Origin of the sequence: Terrisporobacter vanillatitrophus, from assembly GCF_051148895.1 — a bacterium.
In the GTDB taxonomy this organism is placed as follows: domain Bacteria; phylum Bacillota; class Clostridia; order Peptostreptococcales; family Peptostreptococcaceae; genus Terrisporobacter; species Terrisporobacter vanillatitrophus.
The window spans coordinates 3,202,609-3,218,326 of sequence record NZ_CP154625.1; the positions used below are offsets into that span (position 1 = coordinate 3,202,609).

The following is a 15,718-nucleotide window of genomic DNA, read 5'->3' on the forward strand; positions in this document are numbered from 1 at the left end:
CTCCTCCTAAAAATTACTACTTCTATATTTCTTTATATACGCTCTGATACTTATGTTGTTATTTACTTCCTCATGCTCATCTGTATGAATATATATATTACACATTTTTTGTAATAATATTTCAGCTTGTCCATGTATATTACCGATACCATAAATAACTCTATTATGCATCATGCCATATAATTCATCAATTACCTCATCAACTTCATAGTCTGACAAATCTATATATTCTTTTATATTACTTAATCGTCCATCATCGATTGCATTTTGTATACATTCCATTCCCTCTCCTATACCTATTAGAGTGGTATTTTTTAAATAAGGGAAACAATCATCAATAAACTGGTTAGTTCTATCTATTCTATCTTCTCTTCCATTGAAAAGTACTATTGGATTTTCTGTATTCGGTATAGTGTCCTTTATTCTATCCCATATGGCAAGCGTTGATTCCGGTTCATTAGCCGCAAAACCATTCACAAAATTACTAACATGATCCCCACATTCTATATGATTAATAGTAGCTGCTCCTGGATCTGGATTTGCATTTAACATTCCTTCAAAGGCTGTTTCCCCATCGATATCTAGTATCTCTGCCACAGCTAATGCTAAAGAGATATTATCTTCAAATATTGTATATTTAAACTTTTTAACAAGGCCTTCTGGTATTTTTGAATTATCTGCAACAACAAGCTTTGTTTTTCTTTGTCTACAAATTTCTTCAAAATATTTTACATAAGGTCCATTGTCAACTACTAAATATCCATTGTATGGTATAGTTGAAGAAAATGCTAATGCGATTTCATCTGTTGTTGGTCCCATAACATCTAAATGATCTTCTAAAACATTAACTATAACCGTAATATTTGATTTAAAAATATCATTTTGATATACTGACTGATATTCAGGTCTTACTGCCATACATTCGCATACCAAAGCTTCTGCACCAACTTCTCTTGCTTTATCTATAACTTGAATTTGTTCTTTAATATTTGCTCCTAAAAGATTACGTTTAATAACATCCTCTTCTTTTTTGTTCCAATATATCATTCTTGGAGAAGTCCCTGTAGTTTTACCTACAACTTTATAATCTGCATTACTCAAAACACCTGTTATCAATCTCGTCGCAGTTGACTTCCCACGTATACCATTTACATTAATCCTAAGGGGTATTTCCTTTAAATTTTCTTCATTTTTTTTCTTTTCCTTAATTCCTAAGTAAAGTAATATTGCCATATAAGCTACAATCACTAACAATTGTACTAATGTTATCTTATCAAACATACTCTCCTCCATAACTACTGTAACTTTCATTTTTTATCATATTAATTGAAATATCTTTTCAGCCCCATAAAAACAACTCAGTAGTTCCACTATTCTCTTCTAAGTTCCTCAACAGCTTAATATTGCCTAGTTTTCATATTACTATAGTACACTCTAGCAAATAAATTTAACATTTTTAAATTTTATATTTTTTCATATTATAAAAGTAGGAAAAATACTTTCCTTTCTTTTACATTTAGCGACTCATCTCCTCTTCTCGTTTTTAAATAATAAAATTATAATATTTTATTATTTAGCTCATCTAGTAAGCTTTAATTTCCAACTCACAATTTAACGAATCTTTATTTTTAAATATACATCTATTATCTATCACCACTATATTACTATATATGATTCTTTTAGGTCAATAGAACATTTTTTCCACAATATATTACAATATTTTACAATGAAACGTAAAAAATTAAGATGTATTATTAAAAATGTTGCTGAAATTATTAGTATATCATGAAAATTTTCATTTTTCATACTCTATTTAAAGCAATAAAATTAACAATTTATTATATAATGTTTACTACTAAGTACCCATTATATAATAAATTTCTTTATAACACAAAGAATATCTTCAATATGTTATATTTTTCTTAAATTACAACTTATTCACAACACATAATATGTCTTATATAAAAAATAATAGTACTTAATCAATTTAATGCAACCGTTATAATGTTACTTTATTGTTAAATAAATTTTCATTATTCATCTAGTTTAAGAACTGACATAAATGCTTTTTGTGGAACTTCCACACTACCGATTTGTCTCATACGCTTCTTACCTTCTTTTTGTTTTTCAAGAAGTTTCTTCTTACGAGATATATCTCCTCCGTAACATTTAGCAAGTACGTCTTTTCTAAGAGCACTTATAGTTTCTCTAGCAACTATTTTATTTCCAACAGCTGCTTGTATAGGAACGGCAAATTGATGTCTTGGTATTTCATTTTTAAGTTTTTCACACATGGCCTTGCCTCTAGAGTATGCTTTACTTTCATGAACAATAAAACTAAGTGCATCTACTTGTTCTTTATTTATTAATATATCTAATTTTACAAGTTGAGAAGGAACATATCCCTTCATTTCATAATCTAAAGATCCATAACCTCTAGTTCTAGATTTTAACGCATCAAAGAAGTCATATACAACTTCATTTAGAGGTAAATCATAATGAAGCATAACTCTTTTCTCATCTATATATTCCATGTGCAACATTGTTCCACGTCTTTCTTGACATAGCTCCATAACTATACCAACAAAGTCTTTTGGCGCTATGATATCAGCTTTTACTATTGGTTCTTCTATCATTCTTATTTCCGAAACCTCTGGTAAGTTTGCAGGATTTTGAACCATAACAACTTCTCCATCATTTTTAGTAACTCTATATATAACAGAAGGAGCTGTTGTAACTAAGTTTAAATTAAACTCTCTTTCTAATCTCTCTTGAATTATTTCAAGATGTAATAATCCTAAGAATCCACATCTAAAACCAAATCCTAAAGCTGCAGAAGTTTCTGGTTCAAACTCAAGAGCCGCATCATTAACTTGTAATTTTTCTAAACAATCTCTTACGTTTTCGTATTTTTCTCCTTCACCTGGATAAATACCACAGTAAACCATTGGAGTTGCTTTTTTATATCCTTCTAATGATTCTTCTGTTGGATTTTTAGCATCAGTTATAGTGTCCCCTACGTGACAACTTCTTATATCCTTTATACTAGCTGCGATATATCCAACATCTCCAGCACATAAGCTATCTAATTCTGTTGCACCTGGAGCCATAACTCCAACTTCTGTTACTTCAAATTTCTTCTTAGTATTCATCATTTCTATAGTCATACCTTTTTTAACTTTGCCTTCAAATACTCTAACATAGGCTACAACACCCTTATAAGCATCATAGTATGAATCAAATATTAAAGCTTTTAATGGTTTGTTTAAATCTCCAGCAGGTGCTGGTACATTTGCAACTATATCTTCTAATACATCTTGTATATTTAAACCACTTTTAGCAGATATTAATGGTGCTTCACTTGCATCAAGACCTATTATATCTTCGATTTCTTCTTTAACTTCGTCTGGTCTAGCACTTGGAAGATCTATTTTATTTATTACTGGTAATATTTCTAAATCTTGATCTAGCGCTAAATATACATTAGCTAAAGTTTGAGCTTCCACACCTTGAGCTGCATCTACTACAAGTAGTGCCCCTTCACATGCTGCTAAACTTCTTGATACCTCATAATTAAAGTCCACGTGACCTGGAGTATCTATAAGATTTAAATAATATTCATTTCCGTCCTTAGCCTTATATATTAATCTTACATTTTGCAGTTTAATAGTGATTCCTCTTTCTCTTTCTAAATCCATATTATCTAATAACTGGCTTTTCATTTCCCTATCACTGACTAAACCTGTGTACTGTATTAATCTATCAGCTAAGGTAGACTTACCATGATCTATATGAGCAATTATACTGAAATTTCTAGTTCTATTTTGTTTGTCCACCGTTATTCCTCCTTAATAAGTTGTTATCATAAACTTTATTTTATAATATATCTGCTTTTATGTAAATAAGTAGTATATAACAAAAAAATAAGACTTATTTTTTAAGTCTTATTTTTTCTATTATTTTGGTTTATTTTTGAAATTTGTATTCTTTAATATCATATAGAAATTAAATATTATAGTTTAAAACATATCTAGTATATACTTTATAATATCATTTATATACTTTATAATATTATTTTTACTATCAGTATCTAATACTTCATTAATTCTATAATCTATTAGTAATATGCTACTAGTAGTAATCACTAGCATTACGAACATAAATATAAATCTACAAATTGTTTTATATTTTTTTTTAGAATACTTTTCTTTTTTATATTTTTCTAAACGGCTCATAATTTATACCCTAATTATTTTATGTCAGAATAATACTCATCAAGTATTTCTGCTAAATATTTACACGTGGCTTGCGCTTCTTTTGTACTTGTTGCATTATTACCTATTTCTATTAATAATCCATTGTCAGCCATATATTGGTTAAATCTACCATATTGTTTGGTGACTACCGGGCAAACTAGTCCTGGATATTTTTTTTCGGCTAAAGCAGTAATTTCTTGTGCCTGTCTTTTCAATTCTCCTACATTTTGATTTCTCTGACCAACTACTAAGAAAAATTTTGCCACGGTTTTTCCATTTATTTTAGTTGTGTACTTATCATGCACTGTTTTTTTTGCCTGTGTGGTACTTACACTTTGTCCATCTCTATGTAAATCTATAGTTACTTTAATAGAATTATACTTAGATAGAATAGACTTCATAGTTTTAGCACTCGTTGCATAAGCATCATTATAAGATAAGTCATTATATTTAGTAGTATGAACTACACCCCATCCCTTTTCTGATAATTCTGTGGATAAAATACTTCCTACAGACATAACTGAATGTTCTATATCTGTTGAATGATAATTATTCTTTGGTGAATCAGAATAAGTCTCACTGCTATGTGTGTGGTATATAAGCATTTGTGGTCTGTCCTTTGTTACTCTTATATCGTTAGTGTAATTTGAATCAATGATATTGCTAGTTTCTTTTGATTCTTTTTCCTCTTTTGATTCCGGCTTATTTTCTTCTCCAACATAAACATTAACATATTCTTTGTCATCTGTATTATTTGTATTGCTCTTTATATTATCTGTAGATTTTGAGTTCTCATCCACATCTTTGTTATCCCCATCTTCTTTATCTATAACTTTTACTTCAGGATAAGATGATTTCACCAAATATTTTAATATATCTTCTTTATCTAATGCTTGAGAAATAGTAGGTAAAATACAAACTATTAAAAATCCAATTTTTATAGCTTTTATTTTATTTTTAATCATTAAAATTCCTCCTTGTTACGAAGTTCTCCCTGGATGAAGAGATCTATTTAATCCTTCACTAATTATTATTGATAGATTTTCTATAGTCTCATCTATATCCTTAGGAGTCACAATTAAGTTTTTATCATAAGGATCTAGAGAGTCTTTAATTAGTTGATATTTTTCTTCTTCCTGTAATTTTTGAAGCATTTTATAAAATACTTCACCTTCATTAGATTGTTCCATTAAATTATTGATAGCCATGTCTAGTACATCACTAGTTAAAGTGGCTGCATCAACTACCGTTGGTACGCCTATGGCTATAACATCCACTCCCAAATATTCTTTGTTTAGAGCCTTTCTTTTATTACCTACTCCTCCACCTGGAGATATTCCAGCTGTAGATATTTGTATAGTAGAATTTACCCTGTCCATTTTTCTTGAAGCAAGTGCATCTATAGCAACTACTCTATCTGGTTTAATAGTGTCTACTATTGCTTTAACAGTTTCGCTAGTTTCTATTCCAGTTATACCCATAACTCCTGGACTCAATGCAGCAACCTCTGTAAAATCGTCATCATAATCCTTATTGTAATTTTTAAATATATGACGTGTCACAAGAGTTTTTGATACCGCCCTTGGACCTAGCGCATCAGATGTTATGTTCCAGTTACCAAGTCCAATCACTAAAGTTTTCTTGTGTTTATCTGAACCAAAAATATCTTTAAGTTCATTAGTTAAATAATTTATTATTTGTTCTCTTGATTCATCGTCATCATATTTCATCAATTTACTTTCTAGTGTTACGTATGTTCCCATTCCTTTATTCATTATTTGAGAACCTTGCTCATTTAATACTTCGACTTTTGTAACTACACAGTCATCAAGTTGCTTGTTTATTGTTTTAACTCCTGGTATTTCACTACTATTACTGCTTTCTTCTATTATCTCTCTTGCTTCTAGAGCTAGGTCAGTTCTAATTTTTATCATAGTTTCCTCCAGTATTCAATAAAATGATATTATTGATTATTGACATGTGCTAACATTTTAAACATTATTTATCATTTTTTATTACTTTTATATGAATAAATAAATCTATTATTGTGAAATATTTTTATATGTGATAAAGTAAGTCATGCGCAAAAAAACAGTTTGCAAATTATATTTAACTAATAAATATTAACTCTTGATTTTTATATTTATTTCTGTTAAAATCTAATATGTTGACGATGAGAATAATTATATTTACGAGGAGGTGTTTTTCGTGGCAAACATAAAATCAGCTAAAAAGAGAATAAAAGTTATCGATAAGAAAACTGCTTTAAACAAAGCTAGAAAATCTCAAGTAAAAACTGCTATAAGAAGATTCGATGAAGCTGTTACTGCAGGTAACGTTGAAGAAGCTACAGCTAGATTCCAATATGCTCAAAAGAGAATATATCAAGTAGCATCAAAAGGAACTATACACAAAAACGCTGCAGCTAGAAAAGTTGCTAAATTAGCTCAAAAATTAAACGCAATGAACGCATAATAACAGTTTAATTTTTATAAATTTAAACCCTTGATTTAGTCAAGGGTTTTTTATTGCATTCATTTAATATTATCTTATTACTTCTTACCCTCAAAAAAAGTCTTAGTATTTTAACTAAGACTCTTAACTAATATTTCTTTGGCAATATTTACTGACTAGTATTTCTATAGCCAAAGTATCTTTTATTAGTCCATTTTTAATTTTAAAATCATTTTCTAATATAAAGTTTAACATATCTATTATTATATCATCTGAGAAGTTACGACTTTGTTTTAAAGCTTTATTAACTACAAATTGCCTCAAACTTAGTTTTTCACAAATATCATTTACAGATGTTCCCTCTATTTGTAGACTTCTAACCTGTAAAACAATTTTAAATTGTCTACTTATCATAGCAAATATTCCAAGAACAGATTCTCCTTCACTAATCATATCATTTAATATTTTTATGGCAGATGATGAATTCTTCTCTCCCATAAAATCTATAAGTTTGAAAATATCATTTTCTATTTTCTTTTGAGATAATCTATCTATAACCTCATTACTTACTTTATTTTCTTTACCTACAAAGGAGCTAATTTTAATTATTTCATTTTCCAAATCTGAGAGAGTCTTTTCACTATTTTTATCTCTATATCCTTGAGATTCAATAAAGTACATAACTTGCGTATTTTCTATTATGGCTCCAAAACTTTCAAACTTTCTTTTTGTCCATTTAAATAAATCCATATCAGAAATTTTATCACAATTAAATACAACACCTTTTTCTTGTATTTTTTTTACTATCTTCTTTCTTTTGTCTACTTCTCCATGCACAATAAATACTAAAACTGTACTTTCTGATATATTGTCTAAATAATCTATAAAGTATTTTTCATCGGCTTCAGAAAGATTTTTTCTCTTTCCTTTTAACAGCTCAAAATCCTTTACTATGGTAATTTTTTTATCATCCATAAAAGGCAGTGTTTCTATAGAACTTAGCAATTGATCTAAAAAAACCTCTTTACCGTCTATTACATCTAAATTGAAGTCAATCATAGACTCATTAAGACTTTCTTTAAAGTTTTTTATGGCGTTGTCAATTAAGTAATATTCTCTACCATATAAAAGATATATATTTTGAAAATTTTTATCTTTAATATTCCTTATAATATCCTTGTAATCCATTTTCTTGCTCCTTCATAATTTTTAACTCTCTATATATCATATACCAAAAAATTAAAATGTAATAAAAAGTTACATAAAATAATTTAGGATTGTTAATTTCAATATATGCTAATTTATTCCCCGCGAGTTTGTCTAATAAATAATATACCATAATAATAATACTTTTGCTTAAATATGCTAAAATTTTTGATATTAAAATACTAAATCTAAATAAAATTACACTAATTATACTTAAATTCATTATTATACCAATTACAGGAACAACAATCATATTTCCAATAAGAAATAGAACCGGTATTCCTTCGAACACATAATATATAATTGGCAAAGTTAATATATTAGCGCTTAAGCTTATGGATATAATACTTATTTTTAAATGCTTATTTATTATTTTATAAAAATATATAATAGATAAAGTTGCTAAAAATGATAATTGAAAAGATGTATTATAAATTATATAAGGATTATTTACAATCAAAAATACACCTATCAAAGATAGTGTGCATATTCCATCTCTCTTTTCTTCCAAGAATATGGCCAGATACATAATTACAACAAAAACTATGGATCTACTTATAGATGGCGAAAATCCAATCATTATACTGTATAAAATCATTACAATAGTTAAAATTATAAGTTTATAAAATTTATTAATTCCTTTTATAATTATTGCAATCATTGTACATAGTATGCCTGTATGAAGTCCAGATATAGCTATTACATGGCTAGTCCCAGTTTTTGAAAACATGTCCTTTTCTTCTTTACTCAAGTTTTCCTTTTGACCTAAGATTAAAGAATTAATAAAATCAGATTTATCTTTATATAAATATCTAAATGTATCTCTCAAGTAAGTTTTTGTATTGCCTACAAAAGTATAAAATTTGCTATCTCCTTTTATTTTATAATATTTTGCAGTTATAATACCTTTAAATCCCATACTTTTTACATATCTACCATAATTAAAATCATCAAAGCTCATTTTATTTAAACTTTTAATGCTTCCATTTATTTTAACTACTTTACCTATTTTTATGTTTAGTTTTTTACTGTAATCATTTACTAAATATTTTTCTATCTTATATTGATCATATTTATCTTTTTCAATTTTATCCTTTACCACACCTTCAATACTTATTTTGTCTTTATCTTCAATTGCATCTAAGGATTTGTTATTTGTATAAATAAAAGATATGAATAATAAAAATATAAATAATATTAATATTGGCCTTCTCATCTTTCCTCCATAGTTCTTTTTATTTATTTTTATTATCATCATCTTAATTTTTTTCAAACATATTATTTTGCTCTATTAATATAGAAAATCTACTTGACTTAAGTTGCTGCTTGGGTCACATAAATTTTCAGGCAAAGACCTTGCTCAAGTAATTGGAAATTAAAAAAGCATATCTTCACAAATGAAGATATGCTTTTTTCTAAACTTCAACAGTTTCACTTACTGCTTCAATTAGAACTTTCCCTAACCTTTTTATTCCTTCAACTATTTTATCCTCTTTACAGCTAGAATAGTTTAATCTGAAGTAATTCTCCTTATTTCCACTTGGGAAGAAAAATCCTCCTGGAACATAAGCAACATTGTTTTTTACACATTTTTCCATAAGCTCTTGAGCATTTAATTTCTCCGGCAATTTAACCCATGTAAATAATCCTCCACTTGGATTAGTAAAGCTTACGCCCTCAGGAAATTCATCTTTCATACAGCTTAACATTAAGTCCCTACGTTTTTTATATGTAGCTTTTATTTTTTCCACATGTTCATCTAAGTCATAATCATCTATATATTTACTAAGCTCCCTTTGACCTATAGTTGATGTTTGTAAATCAGAATTTTCTTTACATGTTATAAATTTTCTTAGTATTTCCTTTGATGCACAAACCCATCCTAAGCGGTATCCTGGACAGAATATTTTTGAAAAAGTTCCCAAATATATTACAAGTCCCTTTGTATCAAAAGACTTTAATGAAGGTAAAAACTCTCCCTCATATCTTAACTCTCCATAAGGATTATCCTCTATTACAGGTATTTCATGCTTATTTATAACTTCCATGAATTTTTTTCGTCTTTCAAGGGACCATGTTATTCCTGTTGGATTTTGAAAGTCTGGTATTACATATATAAATTTTACTCTATCGTTCTTTTCCAATATTTTTTCTAATTCTTCTGCAATCATTCCTTCTTTATCTGTAGGAACTTCTATAACTTTAGGTTGATAATTCTTAAAAGCATTCAAAGCTCCTAAATAAGATGGACTTTCACATAATACTACATCATTCTCATCTAAAAATATATTTCCTGCATAATCTAGAGCTTGCTGTGATCCACTTGTTACAAGTACATCTTCTGCATTCACATTAGTCATATTTTTAGAATTCATTCTATTCGCTATATGATTTCTAAGAGGTAGATATCCTTGAGATCCTGAATATTGTAGAGCCTCTTCTCCATTTTCATCTAAAACTTTAACAGCAACTTTCTTCATTTCTTCCACAGGAAATAATTCAGATGCTGGTAATCCTCCTGCAAAAGATATTATCTCTGGTTTCTCAATTAGCTTTAATATTTCCCCTAGCTCTGATTTTTTAAATAAATCCATTCTTTTAGCATATTTAACTGCCATATATCTTCCCCCTTACTTGAATATTTTTCATAATTTTCTAAATATTTATAATAATACTCCTTTTTATTGTTTTTTTCAACTGTTGTTTTATATTTTGTATACAAAATATAACTTTATAGCACAACCTATTATATGTTTTATTTTCAGTCAAATTAAATCTGAACCTAAAAAAGACAGCCTTTGGCTGTCTTTTTACACATATTCATTTATATAATTTTCTTTTTTAACGAAAATCAAATCTAAAAATTTTATTACTTCTTTATTTTCTTCTAAGTTATTTAATAAATAAGCTTCTTTTCCGCTGAGATAAGAAAATGCTAGCTGAGATATAGTGTTTATATCAAACTCTACATCATAATCAAAATTTCCGTCTTCCACCGTCAACTTATTATTTTGTAAACTAATTTTAAATATTTTATTATTTTCATTTATATAATTATCCTTAATAGAAATAACTAAACTTAATTTATCATTACCTTCTATATGTAAACTTTCTAAATACTTTTTAAAATTAATAACTCTTCCCATCATAAAAGGTTTTAATTTCATAGTAACAGTTCTAGGATTTGATAAAATAAATCTTATCTTATCATCTAAAGGTGATGTTATGTTTACTTTTTTACATTGAGTATTGTGATTATATATAAATCTTAACATTCCCTTAAGGGCATTTATATTTTTATAATATAATTCTCTAACAAAAATATTGTCTCCATTTATAAAATATATTATATATCCATCAATTTCTTCATTTTTATGAATATAAATATGTCCATCTTCACTTTCTACTTCTTTAAATAAATTTTTATAATAATTCTCATCCCTTATTACTCTACCATTTAAGTTTTTTAAGAAAGATCTTTCTATATTTATGATTTGATTAATATGATTTAAGTTAGCCTTTATTAAACTACCAGAAGATTTAAATCCACTTAAATCCTCAATATTAATTTCATACTCTATTTGATCATAACAATGCTCATATCCATATTTTCTATACAACCTATAATCTATTGGCATCAATATTGATATAAGCTGTTCTTTTTTGTATAACTCATTCAAAGTAAAGTCCATAATATGTCTCATATAGCCTCTACCCCTAGTTTCGGGCAAAGTAGATACCCCTACTACATAAGATGTATCATACTCTTTATCATTTAATTTTATCTTATACTGATTTAACTGAAGAGAAGAGACTATATTCGCCTCTTCCTCAACTACTATTGTGTTATAATTTTTATATTTATTATTAAAATAATAATCTGTAAATTTAGGTCCATCATTAAAACAATAGTTCCAAATTTCCATTATATTATTTTGGTCACATTCCCTAGCAAACCTAATCTTCATAAATCTTATACCTCTCTAACAGTATATTTCTCTACAAATCTAACTGGGTGATAAGAAAGTTTTGCCTTTCTAAGTCCTTCTATACCTAAATCTTCTTCTCTATTTATAAATTCTGCATCACTAAATTCATGAATTAAAAATTGTTGATTTATAAATGGATATAATCCTCTTATGCTTGGATTAGCTTTTTCTATATGAATTAAAGCCATATTAGGATTAATATATTCTCCCATTGTAAAAGCTTCTAATTTCCCATCTATAAATATACCAGCTATTTTAAGTTTATCTTTTAAAACACTGTAGTTTTCAAATAGCTTCTTAATTCCAATAAGCTCTTCTTCCATCTCCTCACTTACAGCGTCATTTTCTTCTTTGTTACTAGTCCACTCTTGTACTAGTTCTAAACAAGGATCGAAATCTTTTTCATCAAGTAATCTATATTCATATCTTCCTTCGTATTCTTTTAGGAAGTAATTTATATGATTTCTTTTCTTTACATTCTTTCTACCTTTTAATTCTCTCATGTTTTCCCCATCATAAACATAATCGAATAAATCCCTTTCTTCAATATAATTGAATTTTCCTGCGTAATTTTCTTTTAAGAAATCTACCACTTCTTTTGTTATACCTCTAAAATATATTTTCTTTTGTTCTTCTTCAAAGTAATCAACAACAAATTGTATAACTCTTGGCATATCTTCTTTTTTCGCTAATGGTAATATAGAAAATGTATTTCCTTCATATTCTGCAACTATTACAGCAAATCCATCTCCTATATAGTAACCAGTTTTATATAAATGTTGCCACATATATAGTGTATTGAAACAATATTCACACGCTTCATAATCTACTAAATCGAAATATGGATTAAGCATTTCTCTAGATTCCATATTTATATCTTTAAAAATCATAATTTCCTCCTAATTTATTGTTATAAATCTTATGTTAAATAGTAATTTTTCATTTATATTTTATTATTAAATATTTTCGCTCAAAATTGAATTTAGTATATATAATACCCCAATAATGCATATATAAACATTTTTATTTGAATTCGAGTAAGTTTTTTATTTTATACATTGTATATAATAACACTTTTATCCAATGTAAACAAAAAATTTTTATTTTTTTGTTTTTTAACCTTCTAAACGTATAATAATTTTTATTTTACTTAATAATTGTGAATAAAATATGAAGAGCAATTATTTGGAGGACTTATTTTGATTAAGAAAATTAAATGTATAATTATAGTCTTATTTCTTATTTTATGTTGTGGTTGTGATCGATATAAAGATTTTTTATCTGTACATATTATAGATGTAGGACAAGGAGATTGTATTTTAATAAAAACACCTAAAAACAAAAATATTTTAGTTGACGGTGGAGATGAAGATAATAATAGAATAATAAAATCTTATTTAAATTTAAAAGGAGTAAAAAAACTAGATATAATAATAGCTACTCATTTGGATAAAGATCATATCGGTAGCTTAGATTATGTAATAGAAAACTACACCATAGGTAAAATATATACCCCTAACCAAAGAGATAATTCTACTCATTATAAAAATTTAATAAAAACTTGTAAAAATAAAAATCTAAAAATCAATTATCTTTCCAAAGATGATTTAATAAAACTAGATGAAAACACTAAGATTTCCATCCTTAGTCCATCTTATATTCAAGATAACAATAACTCTAACTCTATAGTTTTTAATCTAAGTTACAAAGATATGGATTTTCTCTTTACTGGAGATTGTGAGAAAGAAAACGAAATAGATATAATTAACTCTTACAATTTAGAAAAAGTAGACTTTTTAAAAGTAGCTCACCATGGTAGTAGTTCTTCTTCTACAGACTCTTTTATAAAAGAAACTTCGCCCAGTATAGCAGCTATTTCTTGTGGGTACAAAAACAACTATGGTCATCCTCATAAGTCTACCTTAAATACTTTAGAAAAATACGATGTACATACTTTAAGGACAGATATTAGTGGCGACTTAGTTTTTTATAGTGATGGTACAAAGATCTTTACCACTAAAAGATATGAAATCCAATAAATATTTGTATGATAATTTTCATACTCACTTCTATTCTTCGTTACATAAATTTCCACCATAATGTTATATTTATATAGTAGAAAAGAGCTATTTTAGAGTGATCTTTAATTTGATACAATAGCTCCTTTACTGTCAAAATTTATATTTTTTCTTTTTTTAACTCTTTCACTAAGGATACTAACATCATAATTAAAACCACATTAAACGGCAAGGCTGTTAAAATAGCCATTGTCTGTAATCCTTTTAACCCTCCACTTAATAATAATGCAATAGCTATTAATGATTGTAGTACTCCCCATAATAATTTTTTAGATACCTTTGGCTTCATATCACCATTAGAGCTAAACATTCCTAAAACAAATGTGGCTGAATCTGCTGAAGATATAAAAAAAGTAAATATTAATAAAATACATATAACACTTATTATAGTACCAAAAGGTAAACTTTTTAGTAATACAAAAAGAGTTGCTGTTATATTATTTTTAACTAAATCTAATAAATTCATATTTGTATCTATTTGAAGAGTAAGGGCAGTTCCTCCAAATACAGAAAACCAAATAAAACTAAATATTGTTGGAACTAATAAAACACCTAAAATAAATTCTTTTATCGTTCTTCCTTTTGATATAGATGCTATAAATACACCTACAAATGGTGACCATGCAATCCACCAAGCCCAATAAAATAAAGTCCAACCCGAAATCCAACTTGAGTCACTGAAAGGTCTTAATTTCAAACTTAATGATACTATATTAGCGAAGTATTGCCCTAAAGTATTTGTGAATATTTCCATTATTGTTGCTGTTGGTCCTATTATAAATACTATTATCATAAGTGCTATTGCAATGCCAATATTAATATTACTTAAAATTTTTATTCCCTTTTCCACTCCTGTTGATGCTGATAATAAAAATAATACAGTAGATATAGCAATTATTACTATTTGAACAGTATTATTTATAGGTATCCCAAATATGCTATTTAATCCACCATTTATCTGTAGCGCACCTAAACCTAAGGATGTAGCAACGCCAAAAGCAGTTGCTATAATAGCAAGGATATCTATAACATTTTTCACTTTATCTTTTATATCAATTCTATTACCCATTATGGAATCTAAGGTTTCACTAATCAATAATTTTTTTCCTTTTCTAAACCTAAAATATGCTATTGTAAGCCCAACTAAAGAATATATAGCCCAAGCATGTAATCCCCAATGAAAAAACGAATACGTCATGGCAACATTAGCCGCTTCTGCTGTTAATGGCTTAATACCTGCAGGAGGATATACATAATGATCTAACGGTTCTGCAACACCCCAAAATATTATTCCAATCCCCATTCCTGCACTAAAAAGCATAGCAAACCAACTTATATATTTAAATTGGGGTTCATCATCATCTTTTCCTAACCTTAAATGACCGTATTTACTAAAAGCTAGCCAAATTACAAATACTAATACTATAAATGTTATTATTAAAAACATCCACCCAAATTTATTAGTTGTAAAATTTAATGCATCATTAGCAACGTTTGATAATGTTACGGGAGATAAAAGTCCCCATGCTACAAAGATAACTATAAAAATAATAGCTGTATAAAATACCATATAAACACCTCATTTATTTTTTCAAACTTATTATTCCTAAAGATTTCTAAACTATTCACTAGTATAAACAAAGTATTTTCTATCATTATATATTATCTCTTTCACAAGGGTTTGAATCAGTTTTTAAATATTAAATCAATCAAAGCAAAAGCCCTATACAGGGCT

At 27.4% G+C, this 15,718-nt stretch carries 13 protein-coding genes; 2 read left to right on the forward strand and 11 right to left on the reverse strand.

Annotation, left to right across the window (positions count from 1 at the left end; genetic code table 11):
- Nucleotides 1–6 precede the first annotated feature (6 nt).
- The 5 genes from pgsB to gpr form a co-directional block, all read right to left on the reverse strand.
- Nucleotides 7–1,281: a poly-gamma-glutamate synthase PgsB gene (pgsB, locus tag TVTCOM_RS15810; protein ID WP_434797225.1), complete on the reverse strand. Its 1,275-nt coding sequence runs from the start codon at nucleotides 1,279–1,281 to the stop codon at nucleotides 7–9.
- Between the two features lie 752 nt (nucleotides 1,282–2,033).
- Nucleotides 2,034–3,836 carry a translation elongation factor 4 gene (gene lepA, locus TVTCOM_RS15815; protein ID WP_434797226.1) on the reverse strand — a complete coding sequence of 601 codons (1,803 nt, stop codon included), beginning with the start codon at nucleotides 3,834–3,836 and terminating at the stop codon, nucleotides 2,034–2,036.
- 183 nt (nucleotides 3,837–4,019) lie between these two features.
- On the reverse strand, nucleotides 4,020–4,235 hold the full coding sequence (locus TVTCOM_RS15820; RefSeq protein ID WP_434797227.1) for a hypothetical protein: 216 nt from the start codon (nucleotides 4,233–4,235) through the stop codon (nucleotides 4,020–4,022).
- A 14-nt stretch (nucleotides 4,236–4,249) separates the two neighbouring features.
- Nucleotides 4,250–5,221, reverse strand: coding sequence for a stage II sporulation protein P (gene spoIIP, locus TVTCOM_RS15825; RefSeq protein ID WP_434797228.1), 972 nt, complete (start codon nucleotides 5,219–5,221; stop codon nucleotides 4,250–4,252).
- A 15-nt stretch (nucleotides 5,222–5,236) separates the two neighbouring features.
- Nucleotides 5,237–6,190 (reverse strand): GPR endopeptidase, encoded by a 954-nt coding sequence (gene gpr / locus TVTCOM_RS15830; protein WP_434797229.1) that lies wholly within the window; start codon nucleotides 6,188–6,190, stop codon nucleotides 5,237–5,239.
- Nucleotides 6,191–6,464: 274 nt separating this feature from the next.
- On the opposite strand from gpr, the gene rpsT reads away from it, so the two are divergent.
- Nucleotides 6,465–6,731, forward strand: coding sequence for a 30S ribosomal protein S20 (gene rpsT, locus TVTCOM_RS15835; protein ID WP_228103968.1), 267 nt, complete (start codon nucleotides 6,465–6,467; stop codon nucleotides 6,729–6,731).
- A 123-nt stretch (nucleotides 6,732–6,854) separates the two neighbouring features.
- Here rpsT and holA read toward each other — a convergent pair whose 3' ends face one another.
- The 5 genes from holA to TVTCOM_RS15860 form a co-directional block, all read right to left on the reverse strand.
- Nucleotides 6,855–7,898 (reverse strand): DNA polymerase III subunit delta, encoded by a 1,044-nt coding sequence (holA, locus tag TVTCOM_RS15840; protein ID WP_434797230.1) that lies wholly within the window; start codon nucleotides 7,896–7,898, stop codon nucleotides 6,855–6,857.
- Nucleotides 7,867–9,189: a ComEC/Rec2 family competence protein gene (locus TVTCOM_RS15845; RefSeq protein WP_434797231.1), complete on the reverse strand. Its 1,323-nt coding sequence runs from the start codon at nucleotides 9,187–9,189 to the stop codon at nucleotides 7,867–7,869. The genes holA and TVTCOM_RS15845 overlap by 32 nt, the downstream gene beginning before the upstream one ends.
- 142 nt (nucleotides 9,190–9,331) lie before the next feature.
- Nucleotides 9,332–10,534, reverse strand: coding sequence for a PLP-dependent aminotransferase family protein (locus TVTCOM_RS15850; RefSeq protein WP_434797232.1), 1,203 nt, complete (start codon nucleotides 10,532–10,534; stop codon nucleotides 9,332–9,334).
- 192 nt (nucleotides 10,535–10,726) lie between these two features.
- Entirely contained in the window at nucleotides 10,727–11,884 is a 1,158-nt protein-coding gene (locus TVTCOM_RS15855) for a GNAT family N-acetyltransferase (protein ID WP_434797233.1), read from the reverse strand.
- Nucleotides 11,885–11,889: 5 nt separating this feature from the next.
- Nucleotides 11,890–12,795: a DUF2156 domain-containing protein gene (locus TVTCOM_RS15860; RefSeq protein ID WP_434797234.1), complete on the reverse strand. Its 906-nt coding sequence runs from the start codon at nucleotides 12,793–12,795 to the stop codon at nucleotides 11,890–11,892.
- 309 nt (nucleotides 12,796–13,104) lie between these two features.
- Here TVTCOM_RS15860 and TVTCOM_RS15865 point away from each other — a divergent pair, with 309 nt between their 5' ends.
- Nucleotides 13,105–13,944: a ComEC/Rec2 family competence protein gene (locus TVTCOM_RS15865; protein ID WP_434797235.1), complete on the forward strand. Its 840-nt coding sequence runs from the start codon at nucleotides 13,105–13,107 to the stop codon at nucleotides 13,942–13,944.
- 139 nt (nucleotides 13,945–14,083) lie between these two features.
- Here TVTCOM_RS15865 and TVTCOM_RS15870 read toward each other — a convergent pair whose 3' ends face one another.
- Nucleotides 14,084–15,553, reverse strand: coding sequence for a glycine betaine uptake BCCT transporter (locus TVTCOM_RS15870; RefSeq protein ID WP_434797236.1), 1,470 nt, complete (start codon nucleotides 15,551–15,553; stop codon nucleotides 14,084–14,086).
- Nucleotides 15,554–15,718 lie beyond the last annotated feature (165 nt).